The organism is Sphingobacterium allocomposti (assembly GCF_008124885.1).
Taxonomy (GTDB): Bacteria; Bacteroidota; Bacteroidia; order Sphingobacteriales; family Sphingobacteriaceae; genus Sphingobacterium; species Sphingobacterium allocomposti.
On sequence record NZ_VNHX01000003.1, the window covers coordinates 190,239 to 208,436 of the forward strand.

At 46.6% G+C, this 18,198-nt stretch carries 10 protein-coding genes; 6 read left to right on the forward strand and 4 right to left on the reverse strand.

Going from position 1 to position 18,198, the window contains the following annotated elements:
- Positions 1-82: 82 nt before the first annotated feature.
- From BC792_RS03705 to BC792_RS03715, 4 genes are read right to left on the reverse strand one after another with little or no spacing between them, the layout of a single operon-like run.
- On the reverse strand, positions 83-2,545 hold the full coding sequence (locus BC792_RS03705) for a glycoside hydrolase family 95 protein (RefSeq protein WP_148907637.1): 2,463 nt from the start codon (positions 2,543-2,545) through the stop codon (positions 83-85).
- A 23-nt stretch (positions 2,546-2,568) separates the two neighbouring features.
- Positions 2,569-3,396 (reverse strand): alpha/beta hydrolase, encoded by an 828-nt coding sequence (locus BC792_RS03710; protein ID WP_148907638.1) that lies wholly within the window; start codon positions 3,394-3,396, stop codon positions 2,569-2,571.
- 15 nt (positions 3,397-3,411) lie between these two features.
- Positions 3,412-3,549: a hypothetical protein gene (locus tag BC792_RS18280; protein WP_170249943.1), complete on the reverse strand. Its 138-nt coding sequence runs from the start codon at positions 3,547-3,549 to the stop codon at positions 3,412-3,414.
- A 12-nt stretch (positions 3,550-3,561) separates the two neighbouring features.
- Entirely contained in the window at positions 3,562-4,446 is an 885-nt protein-coding gene (locus BC792_RS03715) for a transketolase (RefSeq protein ID WP_246154828.1), read from the reverse strand.
- A gap of 638 nt (positions 4,447-5,084) precedes the next feature.
- Between BC792_RS03715 and BC792_RS03720 the strand changes: the two genes are divergently transcribed.
- From BC792_RS03720 to BC792_RS03745, 6 genes are all read left to right on the forward strand, one after another.
- A complete protein-coding gene (locus tag BC792_RS03720) occupies positions 5,085-8,258 on the forward strand; it encodes a SusC/RagA family TonB-linked outer membrane protein (RefSeq protein ID WP_246154831.1) in 3,174 nt (1,057 codons plus the stop codon).
- A 96-nt stretch (positions 8,259-8,354) separates the two neighbouring features.
- Positions 8,355-10,265 carry a RagB/SusD family nutrient uptake outer membrane protein gene (locus BC792_RS03725; RefSeq protein WP_148907639.1) on the forward strand — a complete coding sequence of 637 codons (1,911 nt, stop codon included), beginning with the start codon at positions 8,355-8,357 and terminating at the stop codon, positions 10,263-10,265.
- A gap of 32 nt (positions 10,266-10,297) precedes the next feature.
- The gene (locus BC792_RS03730) at positions 10,298-13,129 is read left to right on the forward strand and encodes a SusC/RagA family TonB-linked outer membrane protein (protein ID WP_246154834.1); all 2,832 of its coding nucleotides are present in this window, start codon (positions 10,298-10,300) and stop codon (positions 13,127-13,129) included.
- A 20-nt stretch (positions 13,130-13,149) separates the two neighbouring features.
- The gene (locus tag BC792_RS03735; protein WP_148907640.1) at positions 13,150-14,907 is read left to right on the forward strand and encodes a RagB/SusD family nutrient uptake outer membrane protein; all 1,758 of its coding nucleotides are present in this window, start codon (positions 13,150-13,152) and stop codon (positions 14,905-14,907) included.
- 33 nt (positions 14,908-14,940) lie between these two features.
- Positions 14,941-16,002: a DUF5627 domain-containing protein gene (locus tag BC792_RS03740; protein WP_148907641.1), complete on the forward strand. Its 1,062-nt coding sequence runs from the start codon at positions 14,941-14,943 to the stop codon at positions 16,000-16,002.
- 29 nt (positions 16,003-16,031) lie between these two features.
- Entirely contained in the window at positions 16,032-18,191 is a 2,160-nt protein-coding gene (locus BC792_RS03745) for an endo-1,4-beta-xylanase (RefSeq protein ID WP_148907642.1), read from the forward strand.
- Positions 18,192-18,198: the final 7 nt, after the last annotated feature.

Here is an 18,198-nt window from a genome sequence, read left to right on the forward strand (position 1 = left end):
TGGCAGCTCTGTTTTTATGTGTTATTCCAACTAAAAGAGGTCAACACTTTATTATAAACCTAATTTGAAGTATTCATTTTAATTACATTGGGTAAAATGTATATGTCTTCCCTTCTACTGTTTCTATATCGTATTCATATATCTCTTTCAATTTATTCCCTTTTAGTGATGCCTTATTGGAAATCGTTGCTTTTTTAACAGCTACTGCTGCGCTCATTAATCGGTTCTCGCTGTTCACAGCCGCGGTTTTAAGCCCTTTACCTTTTAGTGGCACATAGGACCGAAGCCGAAGGTTCCCACCTATTCTGGACGTTACAAGTGCACGCTGTATTGTTCCGTTTTTCCATGTAATGTCAAATTCGAAATTACCTCTTGCAACGATCCCCGATACCGAACCTGTTGGCCAGGAGTCGGGAAGAGCAGGCAATAGATGTACTGCACCGTCATGGCTCTGCAGCAACATCTCAGCCACACCAGCAGTTAATCCAAAATTTCCGTCGATCTGAAACGGCGGATGGGCTGTAAACAGATTAGGATATGTACGTCCATCTTTATTATCCTTATCTGCAATGGAGAGCATATTGTTTATAATCTTGTACGCATGATTTCCGTCCAAAAGCCTAGCCCATAGGTTAACCTTCCAGCCTATAGACCAGCCGGTCGCTAGATCCCCCCGATAAAGCAAAGAATTTCGAGCAGCTTCAAACAGCTCGGGCGTTTTATATGGGGTAATCTGGTTCCCAGGATATAATCCATATAAATGTGATACATGGCGGTGGTCACTCTTCGGATCGTCCACATCCTCAAGCCACTCTTGCAATTGCGAATATTTTCCGATCTGCATAGGTGGAATACGTTTAGCAACTGTCAGCAACTTCGCTCTGTAGGTAGAATCTTCTCCTAATATTTCGCTGGCTAAAGCAGTCCTCGTCAACATGTCGAAAGCCAGTTGATTATCCATGGTTACACCCGCCGAAATGGAGCCGTGTTCGGGAGAAATCGACGGAGCTAGAACCAGCCATCCATCTTCTTTATATTTTGGGTGATCAATTAAGGTTGAAAGCAAAAAATCAGACGCGCCCGTCATAATCGGGTATATTTCTTTAAGAAATTTATTATCTCCCGTGTAAAGATAATGCTCCCATAAGTGTTGGCATAGCCACGTTCCTCCTGTTGGCCACATCCCCGCTGCCGCAAAATCTATAGGACTTGTTACACGCCAAATATCTGTATTGTGATGTGCTACCCATCCCTCTGCTCCGTAAAGCTTTTTCGCCGTTATTTTACCACTTTCCGCCAATTCTTTAATCATTTTGAAAAGCGGCTTATGGGTCTCCGGCAAGCTCGTGACCTCCGCCGGCCAATAATTCATTTGCGTGTTAATATTTATTGTGTATTTACTATCCCATGCTGGGTAGAGCGACCTATTCCAGATGCCTTGGAGATTCGCTGGCTGTCCGCCCGGTTGAGACGAACTAATCAAAAGATATCGGCCGAATTGTGCTAGTAGCGTCACCAATGAAGGATCTTGTGTCGCTTTGAAGTTTGCGACTCTCTCGGGAGTTGTTTGCCGTGACGCAACCGGATGCTGTCCTAAATTCAGCTTAAACCGATCAAATTGTTCCCTATAAATCGCGGTATGGCGCTCTTTCGCGACCTTATAGCCATACTTTGCAGCAGCTAACATTTTCTCTGAGGCACGCTTTTCAGGATCTGCACCTACTCGCCTGTAGTTTATGAAGTTAGTTCCAATAGAAACATACACAACAGCGGACGTCGCGTCGGACACGCTCAATATATTATCTGCAATTTGGACTTTTCCGTCCGTGGTCTTAACACATGTATGCGTTTGGTAGACTATTTCGCCTTCGATTCCCTCATGCGCGGTTCCTTTTCCTTCCAACACCAAACTGTTACCTGCTTTAAATACCGTATGTTCAGCCGGATTTTCGTATTTCACATCAAAATTTAGTGCGCCCTTTTTGCTGGAAGTAATCTGCATTACAATAACATCATCCGCAAATGATGAAAATAGTTCGCGGGTATAGGTCACACCATTGACAGTGTAGCGGGATAATACGACAGCTTTGTCTATATCCAGTTCGCGATAATAGTCTTGGTATCGCTCATGTCCTTCAAAATTTATCAGTACACTGCCTGCGGACTGATAGGGCATACCGTGCGTGTCGGTAAAAAACGCTTCGTTTATCAGGCGATCCGCCGCTTCTGTCTGTCCTCGAAATACATAATCTCGAATCTGCGGCAATGCCGATAGGGCCTTTTCGTTGTCATTACGGTAGGGGCCGCCAGCATATATTGTTTCTTCATTTAGTTGCAATTCCTCCTGTTGGGGAATGCCATAAACCATGGCCCCTAAGCGGCCATTTCCGATCGGCAACGCCTGCTCCCATACATCATCCATCACAGGCTTATCATACCATAGTTTCAGTTCGTGGAAACGTTGTCCATAACTGTAAGAACAAATGCATATGAGACTGAGTGAACCTACAACAGTAAGAAACCGGATGTATTTATATAGATACATGCTTTTCTGAATGCTAGTGGATGCTACTTAAATAATAGTTGGGAAATCAGATACAAGTCGTTTTTCCAAACGGTAAAGTCGTGCCCGCCTTGTTCGATGTAATATGTGTGCGGTACATTATGCTTCTTCAAATACTCGTGCGTCCTCGTTGTAAAATTTATCAAACGGTCTTGATCTCCGCAAGACAACCATAGCAATGCTAATTGTTTGCTTGCTTTCGTCGGATCCGGCACGAGCTCCTCAGGTGTCTTCGTGTTGGGAGCAGATGAAAAGCCACCTACCCAGGCAAAAACATCTAAATTTCCTAAACCAAAATTTAACGCTTGCCCCCCACCCATTGACAGGCCAAACAACGCCCTGCTCATTCGATCTACTTTTACCGGGTAATGGTGTTCCACATAAGGTATAAGATCTTCTAAAAGGTCTTTTTCAAACGCCGCAAAGGCTGCCACTTTGTCTGGCGCCATCACGTTGCCAGAAGCGCGGTCATCTTTCATCGCCCGTCCATTGGGAAATACTACGATCATAGGTTCTATCTTGCCCGCTGCATATAAATTATCTAAAATAATATGTGGAACGCCGTTTTTAAACCATTCAAATTCGTCCCCACCGATGCCGTGCAAAAGATAAAGTACAGGATATTGTTCTGTAGGTTTAAAACCAGGAGGTTTGTATAGCAGTGCCGTCCGTTTGACCCCGACCGTATGGGAATTATAACTAATAGTGTCCATGCTACCGTGCATTATATCCGGTTGTTCTACATCAAAGCCTTTTGGAGCTGCCTGTAGGTCTTGTGCACTAGTTGTCACACAAATCGACAGTAAAAAGGTTAATATCAAAATCGTTTTCATATGGTTATAAGTCTTCTAATTACCTTTCCAACACACGTTTGTCGCGGCACAGCGTGCGACAGACAACGTTACTATCCTAATTCCCTGCCTCCAGAAGTCCTGCTCCGAAGCCTGACGGGGTGTCTTCATTTCTGTCTGTGGATACTTTTTCATACATTTAATTTTTTAATAATCACCCAAGGTCTCCATATTTTGTGCTAATGCGGATGTCAGCTGCTCATCATTTGGCGCAACACCGTGCCAATTGTCCGATCCCATCCTAAAATCGACATCGTTACCCATCTCCGTATTCAATATGATAACTACGGGCACACCCTTTTTAGCAGTTTCTTTTGCATGATGAAGGCCCTCTACGACCAATGTCATATTATTACCGCGCTTTACTTCTATCACTTTCCACCCAAAGGCAGACCACTTGGCATGTAGATCTCCCCAAGAAAGTGCCGCCTCGGTGGCACCATCTATTTGTACATCGTTATAGTCCACAATGGCGATAAGGTTGTCTAACTGATTGGGCGGTGCGTACAGCGCGGCCTCCCATATTTGTCCCTCCTGCAGCTCCCCATTCCCCATCAGCACATATACTAGATGATCGTCTTGATTCAGTTTCTTTATCTGTGCGGCCCTGATAGCAACCGAAAAAACCTGTCCCAACGAGCCTGAAACAGCTGGTATACCCAGCAACCCCTCACGCGCGGTAGCGTGTCCTTGTAGCCGTGGATCGATTTCGCGGAAAGTAGCCCGCTCCTCCAAAGGGAAGTAGCCGACACGGGCTAAAACACTATAAAATACAGGAGAAATATGTCCATTGGATAAGAAAAATAAATCTTCACCATGGCCCTCTAGATCGAATTCTTCATGACGAACCATAACCTCAAAATAAAGCGCCACAAGCAACTCGATGCACCCTAACGATGCTCCCAGATGTCCGGACTGAGACGCGTGTACTATTCTTACGATATCCCGTCGCACCTGCGAAGCAATCGCTTTCAGATTATATATACTATTCCTTGTCATGACATGACCGTATATATCTAATTTTTTTAACATTTGTTTTTACTGGTTCGCTCCTATATGTCATCCGATTTGGATCCACAGGTCTTTCCTCGATTACTTAAATAGATTAGCTTGTCACTAAGCTACAAACTTCCTTAAATCTACACGAACTTTAAATGACGGAATTGGATAATAAAACCCCGATAAACGAACAAATGACATTAAATGAAATAAATAGAAAGGAACTTGCAACATAAACAAAGATAGATTGCGTAACATATCTAAAAAATCGAATTGAATAAATTGAAGAGACCTTAGCAAAGAAATACAACATATCTGCCTGATAATCTTACCATTAACCAAACGTGTTACAAAAAGAAATTAGAATGAAACACAGAAATTTTAGCTCTTAAAATGTTTTTTTGACATTTACTGCGCAGACCAGTGTGTCTTTTATTGCTAACACAAAAAGAAACCTATTTTTCCATAGTTCGTTGCCGCATACACTGGAATGACCTTAAGGTAAGTTCGAAAAGTAACTAATTTATATAACCAAGTAAACGTAAAAACCATATGTGCAATATCAACACCTATACAAGATTTATTATTCAGTAGCGAAACCAAAATAGCGCAATAATATTTCGAACAGCGCTTACTTTCTACTTAAAAATTAATAACCAATTAATAAAACTATGATGATAGGATCTACTAATTCTCATTGGAGATATTGGAAGAGCTGTTGGGGACTCTTCCTTCGTTTTTCGGTTCTCCTTTTTATCGGATGGATCAGCTCCTTGCCGACTGCATTTGCCCAAAATACGCGTACGATACGGGGGGTTGTGCTGGACCAAGACAAAAACCCGGTAGAAAATGCAACTGTCGCCGCAGTAGGCAGTAATATAGCCGTGTCGACCGAAGCGGACGGAACCTTTACACTGCAGCAAGTCCCAAATTTTGTAAAGGCAGTGGTCGTATCAAAGGTTGGATTCGACCGTGCGGAATTGACTATCGGGGATAGAACAAGTTTAACAATAACACTTAACAACCATGCCTTCGACATTGAAGAAACCGTAGTCGTCGGCTATGGCACCCAAAAGAAGGAAACTGTCGTAGGTGCTATTACACAGACCAGCGGAAAAGTGCTGGAACGTGCCGGTGGTGTCTCCAGTGTCGGCGCGGCGCTTACAGGGAATGTTCCAGGCGTTATTACCACCGCTAGTACCGGTATGCCCGGCGAGGAAGATCCACAAATCGTTATCCGTGGCCGCAGTACATGGAATAGCACGGAGCCACTCGTCATGGTTGATGGTGTAGAACGCCCCATGACGAGTGTCGACATCGGTTCTATCGAAACAATATCGGTCCTAAAAGATGCGTCGGCCACCGCAGTTTACGGTGTCAGGGGAGCTAACGGGGTAATCCTGATTACCACAAAAAGGGGGATTGCTGGACGTGCATCGGTGCGCGGAACGGTCAATAACATTGTGAAAACGGTTTCGCAGCTCCCCGGGAAAATGGACTCCTACGACGCACTCATGCTTCGTAACCGGGCGATCGAATACGAATTAGCTTTGAGACCTGATAACTGGAGCTATTATGTACCACAGGATATTATCCATAAATATCGCTACCCCGCCAGTATTGAAGAAAAGGAGCGCTACGTGAACACCGATTGGGCGGACGTCCTCTTTAAAAGCGCAGCCTTCTCTCAAAACAGCAATGTGAATATTGCTGGAGGTACGGAAAACGTACAGTATTTTGCCTCTGCCGACTATCTTTATGAGGGCGATATGTTCCGCTCCTTTGATAATGCCCGTGGATACAATGCCGGTTACGGTTTTAACCGAGTGAATGTACGTTCTAATTTAGACTTCCAGCTCACGCCCAGCACCAAGTTTTCCACCAACCTCGCCGGCTCACATGGCATCCGCAAAAGCCCGTGGGGAGGCGGAAACGACTATGCCTTCTGGATCGCTGCATATACCGTGGCACCGGATCTCATTTACCCGCGCTATTCCGACGGTACCTGGGGTTATTACCAACCGGATACACAAGCAGGCATCAACTCGGCGCAGGTTCTAGCCACTTCCGGTATAGAGAAAACCACAACCAACCGCATTACCACCGATTTTATTGTTGAGCAAGACCTAAGCATGTTTCTAAATGGCTTAAATGTACGCGGTACGGTCTCGCTGGATAATACTTTTGTAGAGGCTGGAAGAGGTGTAAACGATTTATATAATAATGTACAGACCAAATGGATCAATCCAGAAACCGGACAGGCCGTCTACGGACAAACACTGGACGGAAGCCGTTTCAATTTTGTGGAGGGCATCAACTGGGCACAGCAAGCAGGTTCACTGAACAACGGGCAAAGTTATCGTCGATTGTTTTATCAGCTACAACTAAACTATAACACCCGGATCTATGAAGACCACAATGTTACGGCTATGGGCCTATTTAACCGTAACCAATATGCAACCGGTAGCGAACAGCCTTTCTTCCGTGAAGATTGGGTGTTTCGGACAACGTACAATTATAAAGGAAAGTATCTCCTGGAATACAACGGTTCCTATACCGGATCAGAGAAATTCTCATCTGAATACCGCTTTGCCTTCTTTAATTCTGGAGGTATTGGCTGGCTGGTCTCTGAAGAAAACTTTATGAAAGGCCTCTCTTTTTTGGATATGTTAAAACTAAGAGCGTCATACGGCGATATCGGGGATGACAATGTCTATGGCCGCTGGCTATACCTCACCCAATGGGCTTACGGCGGACAGTCCAAGATGGGCGTCGTTGGAGAACAGCCGGAACTTAGCACCTATACGTGGTTTCGAGAAAGTGTGCTCGGGAACCCCAACACCCATTGGGAAAAGGTACGCAAAATTAACTACGGGCTTGATTTTGGCATTCTGAACGGTTTATTGAGCGGACAGGTAAACTTTTTCCGGGACAAACGGACCGACGTACTTATCCCCGGCGGTAGCCGTGCTATTCCCGAATACCTCGGAGTAGCAGCGCCGGCAGCAAACCTCGGGATCGTAGAAAATCAAGGTTACGAAGTAGAGATAAAGGTAAATAAGCAGGTCAGTAATAATTGGCGTCTCTGGGGCGACTTAAATTTCACCCACGCGAAAGACAAAGTCATCGAAGGCGACAGTCCAGCTCTACTCCCACATTATCAGAAACTTGATGATAAACAGATCAGTCAAACCTATACGCACGTAAGCGCGGGCTATTACAACACCTGGGACGAACTTTATGCGAGCACTATACACGACAACAACGATAATCAAAAGCTTCCCGGAAATTTTCATATTATCGACTATAACGGCGATGGAATCATCGACACACGCGATAACATTCCCTATGCCTACCCTTCCGTTCCACAAAACACCTATAACCTTACCTTGGGTTTCGACTGGAAAAACCTCAGCGTGATGACGCAGTGGTATGGCGTGAACAATGTCACCCGTCAAGTTGTATTTGGCAGCTTCGATCGCCAGCGTAATCTGGCCTACCACGAAGGAAGCTACTGGGAACGCGATAATATCCATGCTGATGTTCCGATGCCGCGCTGGCTATCCATGCCGAGTAGCTATAACAACGGTAGTCGCTTCATGTATGACGGCTCCTACGTTCGGCTGAAAACAGCTGAAATTGCCTACCATTTTACGCAGGATCATCGTTTTATCCAAAAAATAGGCATGCAAAGCATCCGGCTGTTTTTAAACGGACAAAACCTCTGGTTCTGGTCGCGTATGCCGGACGACAGGGAGTCTAATTTCGCCGGCACCGGATGGGCCTCGCAGGGCGCTTACCCTACCGTCAAACGTTTCAATCTTGGTGCAAACATTACATTCTAAACGACAGGATGATAAAACCTGCATGAACTGCCATTAAAAAAAGCATAATTAATTCAGCTCATGCACGCTGATCTCCTTTAAGTAACAAATAATGAGATGAAAAAATTTACAACATATAGCCTATTCTTCACCGCATTTTACTTGGGGGGCTTACTGACTTCTTGTGAAAAATATTTGGATAAAGAAGAACAATCCATTATCTCCGAGGAAGAGGCCTTCAAAAATTTCACAAATTTCCAAGGTTACACCGAAGAGCTTTACCACTGTATTGTCAACTTCAGTAATAACTACTGGACAAACTCCTGGAACTGGGGAGAGGATGAAATGACTTCTACTGCGGGAAACTACCATTTTGTGCATCAGATAGATAATGGTAATTTCTGGGGCTGGCAGGCGCAGCATGATGGCTGGGGATCCGGCTGGATGGAACAGTCAGATTTTACTACCGATATTATTCCAAACGACAGAAACACTAACAAAGATCTATGGAATGCTGCTTGGTACGGCCTTCGCAAAATCAGCATCGGACTGGAAAACATCGACTTAATGACCGATGCCACACAAGAGGAACGCAATTTGATTCGTGGACAGCTCCTATTCTTCCGCGGCTGGTTTCATCACCGCCTGATGGAGTATTTTGGTGGACTACCGTACATTGACCACGTACTTCCTACAGATGGAACTCCTCTAACACTCCCTCGCTTAAGTTACCACGAGTGTGCGGACCGCGCTGCGGCAGATTTCCGAGAAGCGGCAAACCTACTGCCTATCAACTGGGACGATACCGATGCCGGAAGGCGTACCCTAGGTAAAAACCAACTACGAATTAATAAGGTCATGGCGCTCGCCTATTTGGGTAAAAACTACCTCTGGGCCGGCAGTCCGCTGATGAACCGATCCAGCACAGGCAGCACAGGCTATAACAGCGAATATTGCCAGCAGGCGGCACAAGCTTTCGGCGAACTCCTATCTTTAGTCGAAGGTGGACAAACAAATTACGCGCTGCTTCCTTTCGAAAATTATTCGCTTAATTTCTACACCATGCGCGACAACTGGGCACATCCAGGCGGTACCGAAGTGATTTTCAGAGGGCCTTATATTGCAGCTAACAATACGCATTACGGCACTAGTAAACAATACTTACCGAGCTTAGTAACAGAAGGAGATGCTTTAAAATTTATCCCAACTTCCAATTATGTAAATTACTACGGTATGGCCAATGGCTTACCAATTCCGGATGTCACCAACGCGGATCCTGTATCGGGCTATGACCCACAATACCCTTGGCGAAATCGAGATCCGCGATTCTATCATGATATTCTTTACGATGGGGTTAAAGTAGTAAACGGCACGATTACCCATACAGACCTCCCGGAGGAACAACGGCGGTATGCACAATTGTACACCGGTGGTAGCTACCGCAACGTACAGAATGGTAGCCAGACGGGTTACGTGTTGCGTAAATTCATTCCATTAACGGCCAATACTTACGATCGGGCTTATGACTGGGGTTCGAACTTACACATTTACATACCCTATATGCGCCTAGCCGATGTGTACCTCATGTACGCTGAAGCGGCATTAATGGGCTACAACAGTGTGTCAGGACAAGCTCCGAACTTTAGCAAAACCGCTGCGGGTGCCATTAACGTCGTTCGGGCACGTGCCGGCGTAGATCCGGTGAACGTACGATTTTTGGGTTCCGTCAATGCCCTTTTAAGCGAATTACGTCGGGAGCGGGCGGTAGAACTGGCCTTTGAAGGGCATCGTTTTAATGACCTCCGTCGCTGGCTGCTTCTTACCGATCCCGATTATGCTGAAAAAAGAGCGGTAGAGTTTGACCGTGCCAGTGGACATGATGTAAACAATCCGCGGGAAAACCGCGTGGTTAATCTGCGCGAACGTGTACTGTTGGAACGTCGATTCACCAACAAACACTATTGGCTACCCTTAAAGGTTAGTGACGTCAACCTCTATCCAGAATTTTACCAAAACCCAGGATGGTAAAAAGAATGAATTTAATCATCAAATCTAGACAGATGAAAATGAAATTAATAAAGTATACAACACGAATAATAGCCACTTATCTCGGCGTCATGGGATTGCCGGTACAGATCCGTGCGCAGCAGGCTGCTCAAGATAGTAGTGTAACAGATAGTATACAGTTGGTGCAGGTGGCCTTCCGGAAGGAAAACAAGCAAGACCTGATGGGCGAAGTTCGTTCTGTTAATATCGCAAAACTGATGGATAAGAACTACAGCACCTATAGCCTAGACAACCTCGATGCTTTCACGTCTGGCTTTAACGGTAACATATGGGGAATGAGCGACTACCTCGTCTTGGTCGACGGTTTTCCTAGAGATGCCGATAATGTACTACCCACAGAAATCGAGGAGATAAGCGTGCTAAAAGGTGTAAATGCCGTAGCGCTTTACGGTAGCCGTGCGGCAAAAGGTGTCGTCTATATCACTACAAAACGCGGGAAAGTTGGCGAACAGAAAATCAATATCCGTACGAATGCCGGTATCCACGCGCCTGTGCAGTATCCGGAATATCTAGGTTCTGCCGAATATATGACCTTATATAACGAAGCGCGCCGCAATGATGGTTTAACAGATTTATATTCGCCCGAAACCATCTATCAACATGCGGCAGGTGCAAATCCCTATCGATATCCAAATGTGGATTATTATTCTTCGGATTTTCTCCGCAGGTACTACAACCGCTACGACGCGACAGCAGAAATATCCGGTGGCGGCGAACGCGCGCAATACTATACCAACTTCGGTTTTTGGTCGGCAGGTTCTTTACTCAACTTTGGCGAAGCCAAAAAACATAACTCCTCCAACCGCTTTAATGTCCGAGGTAACATCGACATGAAACTCAATGACATCATCAAACTTAACGTGGATGCAGCTGCCTCCTTTTATACGCAACAGGGTGTGAATACAGATTATTGGGGAGCTGCGGCAACGGGGCGTCCGAACAGGTTCGCACCACTCATTCCCATCAACATGTTGGAACCCGATGATGTAAACTCCTGGGTGTTTGTCAACAACAGCAATTTCCTGATCGATGGCAAATATCTATTGGGCGGGAGCCAACTCGATCAAAGAAATGCCTTCGCCGATGTTTATGCCGGCGGAAACAGCGAGTATAGCAACCGTCAGTTTCTGTTCAACACCGGATTGGATTTTGATCTGAAAAATGTGCTGGAAGGATTAAGTTTCCACACCGCGCTGGCCATAGACTACCAATCTAACTACACCCAGTCATATAACAACAATTACGCGATCTACCAAGCTACTTGGAACAATTATGCCGGCACTGACCTCATCAGTCACCTCACCCGCTATGGCGACGATCAGATTTCCGGCGTACAAAACATTTCCGGTAGCGCTTACCGGCAAACTGTCGCCCTGAACGGGCGGTTGAACTATAGGCGTAGTTTTGCCGAAAAGCACCATGTATCGGCCATGCTCCTGGCCAACGCCTTTCAAATTGGTCTGTCGGAAGAATACCATAAACATAGCAATGCCAACTTGGGCTTACAATTGGGCTATCGCTACGCAAACAGATATTACGCCGATTTCAGCGCTGCCCTCCCCCATTCGGCAAAACTACCAAAAGGAAATCGCCGGGCAATCTCCCCGACATTATCGCTTTCTTGGCGGCTCTCCGAGGAGCCTTTTATGCAAGCGTCCGTTTTCAATGACTTGCGCCTTACGGCATCCGGCGGTATCCTGAATACCGACTTGGACATCGAAAGCTTCTATCTCTACAAGGGCTACTACACCTACAACGAAGCCGCATGGTACAGCTGGGCGGACGGCGAGTTGGTACACACCTTTGATCGCTTTCGTGGCGATAACCCGAATATGGGCTATCCCCAACGCCGGGAAGTGTCCTTGAGTATAGACGGAGGCCTGTACAATAACTTAGTTACCTTCAACGCCTCCTACTTTTATAACCGTATGAACGGCTTATTGGTACAACCGACTACCCTCTACCCGATGTACTTCATGTCTTACTGGCCGGTATATTCGGATTTGCCCTACGTCAATTTCAATAGTGACGAACGTACCGGCATAGACTTCGCGATAAATGTTAACAAGCATCTGGGCAACACTTTCGTGTCGCTGGGCGCTACCGCGATGTATTTTGACTCAAAAGCCACCCAAAGAGATGAACTCTACGAGTTTAGTTACCAAAACCGGACGAACCGTCCGCTCGACGCGCTATGGGGCCTGCAAAGTGATGGCTTCTATCGCGATCAAGCGGATATAGACAGCTCACCGCTCAGCACGTTCGGCGAGGTTGCTCCGGGCGACATTAAGTATATCGATCAAAACGGCGACGGTACCATCGATGATCGCGACGAGGTTTATCTCGGAAAAGCGGGGTGGTCGGGTTCACCTTTTTCGCTAGGAATCAACCTTACCGCAAAATGGAAGAATATCACGTTCTTCGCTATCGCCAGCGGCAGGTTTGGCGCCTACGCCATGCGGAACAGCTCCTATTTCTGGGTGGATGGCGAGGACAAGTACTCCGCCATCGTACGTGATCGCTGGACACCGGAAACACAGGCTACGGCAACCTATCCGCGCCTCACAACCGGTAACAGCGACAACAACTTCCGCAATTCGGATTTCTGGATGTACTCTACTAATCGCTTTGACCTTACACGCGTGCAGATCTCTTACGATCTGCCGAAAAACATACTCGGTAAGGGCATTGTGCGTGAGCTCGGCGCCTACATAAACGGATCAAATCTGCTGACCTTCGCCAAGGAAAAGGATATTCTCCTCCTTAACATAGGTACAGCACCGCAAACGCGCTTTTTTAATGTGGGATTAAAAGCATTATTCTAATGATGAGGAAACTAACAACAATGAAAAAGATAATCTATATAGGTCTGATAAGCACCGTTCTGAATACAGCATGCGAAGACATGTTCGAACCGGCCATTGAAAATATCCTGCCTATCGAAGAGGCCTACACACGTCCGCTATATGCACAAGGCTTATTGCTGAACGCCTATAATCGCGTGCCAACCAACAGTTTTAACGATGTGGCCACAGACGATGCCGTAACCAATGACAGGGCGAGTGATTACCTAAAGATTGCCACTGGGCAGTGGACCGCCATCAATAATCCTACGGATCAGTGGCGAAACAGCAAGTCAGCGATCCAATATATCAACAACTTTCTGGAAATTACGGATCGGGTGAATTGGGCGACAAACGAAAATATCACACGAATGTTCAACGACCGCATGAAGGGCGAAGCCTACGGCCTACGTGCCTTGTTTATGTATTATCTCTTGCAGGCACATGCTGGAAAAACAGATGACGGTCAGGTTATGGGCGTCCCTATCGTGCTGAAACACGAAGGCTTGGACGATGACCATAACCACGCTAGAAACAGTTTTGAAGACTGTATGCAGCAAATCTATAGCGATCTGCAACAGGCCGAAGCACTGCTGCCGATGGACTATGAAGATATCAGCAATGCTTCGCAAATCCCAGCAAAATATCAGAATATGGGGCTTAGTTACGAGGACTATAACCGCGTATTTGGAGCCGATTTCCGCTTGAGGATGACCACGCGTATCGTGCAGGCCATACGTGCCAAAGCTGCCCTGCTAGCTGCCAGCCCCGCCTTCAGCGACGGCAGCAGCACCAGCTGGAACGACGCGGCAAATTATGCAGCTATCGTAATCGAACAACGCGGCGGTATTACGGGTATAGACCCTAACGGGGGGCGCTTTTATGAAGCGGCCAGTGTGAACGCCATGAGCGCCGGTGCCAATACTACTGAAATTCTCTGGCGTACCGACCGAGGTGGTGTTAACACCGACCTGGAAGCGCAACATTTCCCTCCTACACTATTCGGTAGCGGCCGTATCAACCCTACGCAAAATCTGGTCGACGCTTTTCCTATGGCAAACGGTTACCCCATAACGCACCCTCAAAGTGAATATAATCCCGCAACCCCTTATGCCAATAGGGATCCTCGCCTAAGCAGCTATATCCTGCTCAACGGCAGCACCGCAGGGGTAAACAACAGCAACATCAATACGAGTGCGAATAGTCCGACAAACGACGGTCTGAACAGAGTAGAAACCTCTACACGTACAGGTTATTACCTGCGCAAGTTGCTCCGGCAAGATGTCAATCTGAATCCCTCTTCGGTATCGGGCCAGTATCACATCACACCGCGCTTGCGGATGACCGACATTTACCTCGCTTTTGCCGAGGCCGCAAACGAGGCTTGGGGACCAACGGCGGCGGGTAGTCAGGGCTTTTCCGCGTATGATATGGTAAAGGCGATCCGCGCACGCGCCGGCGTCGGAACCGATAACGGTGATGCTTATCTGGAGTCGATAAAAAACGATCAAAGTGCCATGCGTGAGCTTATCAGGAACGAACGGCGCCTGGAACTTTGCTTCGAAGGCTTCCGTTTTTGGGATCTACGCCGCTGGCAAAGCCCGCTCAATACAACCGCCCAAGGGGTTAGCATTCAAAACAATGTGTACAACGTCATCAATGTCGAGAACCGACGTTATGATAGCTACATGATCTACGGACCGATTCCTTATAGTGAAATACTCAAATACAATAACCTGCGTCAAAATCAGGGTTGGTAATTTAATACTACGATAACTAAAAAGATAAAAACCATGAAGATAAAAACGATATACTGCGGAATTGCCTTGCTTGTGTTCAGCTTTTCTGCCTGTAAAAATCAAGATTGGGAATTTCCAGATTACGACTACCAGTCAGTATACTTTGCTTATCAATCGCCCATCCGCACCCTCACTCTAGGAGAGGATATCTTCGATACCAGCCTAGATAACGAACATAAGTTCATGGTCATGGCGACAACCGCCGGCGTATATAACAACCTAAAAGATATACGTATTGACTTTGAAGTGGACAATAGCTTGACGGACGATATCGTATTTGGTCCGGGCGGAACCGCCCCTGCCGGAGCCCCCATTGAGGCGTTGCCGCAAAATTACTATACGTTGGCATCCAATAGCATACTTATACCTAAGGGAAGTTTGATAGGTGGCGTGGAGGTACAACTCACAGATGCTTTCTTCGCTGATCCAAAATCGCTAAGTACGAACTATGTCCTACCCATTCGGATGACTGGCGTTAGCAATGCAGATACCATCTTGTCCGGACGCCCTATAGAATCGGGAAGCCTACTTAGACCGACGAGGGAAGAGGATTGGGAGATAGTGCCGAAAAACTATACCCTATACGCCATTAAATACATCAACACCTGGCACGGCAACTACCTACGCCGTGGCGTTGATAATATTGACGGAAAAAATGGTCGTGAAAGCCTAACGCAAAGGATCGTCCGTAACGAAGGACTAGTGGAACGAGATGAAGTCGTCAGCCTTCACACCCAAGGGTTACAAAAACTGATTCTACCGCTAACGTTCGCTAATGTAGACCAAACGAATATCAACCTAGAGCTGATCCTGACTTTCGATAGCAACAACAATTGCAGCATTAGCTCGGGGACTTCTGGCGTCAATGCCAGCGGAACGGGATCCTTTGTGAAGCGCGGCGATAAAAATTCATGGGGAAATACCGATCGCGACGTCCTGTACCTAGCCTATGAAATTGATATGGATGCCATGCATGTTTCCAGTAAAGACACGCTCGTAATGCGTGACCGAGGAGTGAAAATGGAAACCTTTGTGATTGCTCCGAAAGAACAATAAACCGATAAAGAACTTTAATCAATTCGCATATGAACCTTCGTTATAGAACCAGCACTTATCTCCTTGTTGCAGCCCTCCTCGGGAATTCCTGCGCCAAACAAATAACCGCAGATTTTCCCGTAGGTAAACCAGAGAGCATTATCGCTCAAGAAGATATCGATTCGTACGCCCCACTCCTCAGCTATTTGGATAAAGAGGCAAATGCCGACTTCCGCTGGGGGGTAGCTGTCAATATTTCGGACTACCTAGGTAAGGGCGTGATGCATCGCTTAGTGAACCGAAATTTTGAAGAAATCGTGACGGCAAATGCCATGAAGCATTTTTCTATTGTGCAAAACGATGGATCGCTGAACTTGGCCAATGTCCGATCCCTTATCGAATTGGCCGCGGAAAACAATATGAGGCTGTACGGGCATACCTTAGTATGGCATGCCGGACAAAATGCCGCTTACCTCAACGGCCTGATTGCGCCCGTCAACGTCGGCGGACCGAGTTGGGATGTGGTCACTGCTATTGATTTTGAAACCGACGACAATGCCAACTACCTTTATACAGATAACGTAGAAGCCTCTTTCACAGCAGATGGGCAAGGCGCTAACGGTCAGGGGCGCGCATTAAAAGTGACCAACAGCTCCGTACGTACTAACGACTGGGATGTACAGTTTTTTATCCGTTTGGACCAGCCGGTGGCGGTCGGCGAACGCTATGAACTCTCGATGGATGTTCGCTCGAATGCGGCAGCAAGCTATAGCTCGCAGGCACACCGTGTACCGTACGAGTATATACACTATGATTTCTTTGGGAATATTTCGACTACACCGACATGGACTACCTATACAAGGGAAATTACTGTTTCCGAAGACATGGCAGGCGCAGCTGCGATTGCTTTTAATCTGGGACTGAACGCCACTACCTACTATTTCGATAATATCAAGGTTAGCAAGTTCAACGAGCAAGGCGGTGGAGGACCTGTCGGCGATAGAGGCTACGCTCTGACGCTGACCAACCCATCGGTTGTCAACCCATGGGAGGCGCAGACGGCTTACGATTTCGATGCGGTAGATGCCGGTACTGCATTCACACTAAGCATTGCTGCTAAAGGTTCCAAAGCTGGTTCTATCGGCGTAGATCTTCAAAATTCCGCCGACTACTCCGGCAATAGCTTTGGCAACATCAGCTTAAGCACTGATTATCAGGAATACACTTTTACATTAACCAGCACTGGTTTGCGTAACCGATTTATCGTAAACCATGGAGCTTATGATGGTACGGTGTATATCGATGACGTACGCTTAACCGTGGCCGGCGGTACAAAGAATCTCATTGCTAACGGCAATTTCGAAAATGGTATGGGTGGTTGGATCGGCTGGGGAAATGGCTCTAACCGACAGCTATCTGCCGACGGTGAGGGGTACGGTGGATCCGGTGGAGGTGTCATTGAAAAAACACCGGAAGAAAAAGAACAAATTATTTCCCAAGCGCTGGAAACCTTTATCGCCGGCATGATGGAAGTCACAAAAGGCCACATCAAGGCTTGGGACGTTGTTAACGAGCCCATGTCAGACTGGCCGGATCAGTATGCCTTGAAAACAGGGGTAGGTAAAGAGAACATGGCAGCCGATGAGTTTTATTGGCAGGATTACTTAGGCAAAGATTATGCTGTTAAAGCTATCCAATACGCAAGACAATACGGAGATCCAGACGATAAACTCTTTATTAACGACTATGGTCTCGAAGGTGGTGGTGACAAATGCAAAGGACTTATCGCCTATGTTGAATATGTAGAGAGTAAAGGTGTTACCGTAGATGGCATCGGCACACAAATGCATATTGATATAAACACGGATAAGGATAACATCGTAAGGATGTATGAGTTGCTTGCTGCAACCGGCAAACTGATCAAAGTATCCGAACTGGATATCGGTCTCGGAAACAATACGCAGACACCGAATGCGACAGCAGAACAATATGCAGCACAGGCAGAAATGTATCAATTTGTGATCGAGAAATATTTCGAGATTATACCTAAAGCACAACAGTATGGTATTACGATCTGGAGCCCATTAGACAGCCCGAACGCAGAGTATTCGTTCTGGAGAAGAGGAGAACCTGTCGGCTTGTGGACCGAAAATCTGGTGCGAAAACCGGCCTATCAAGCTGTTGCAGAGGCGTTGCAAAAGCAGAAGTAATAATACG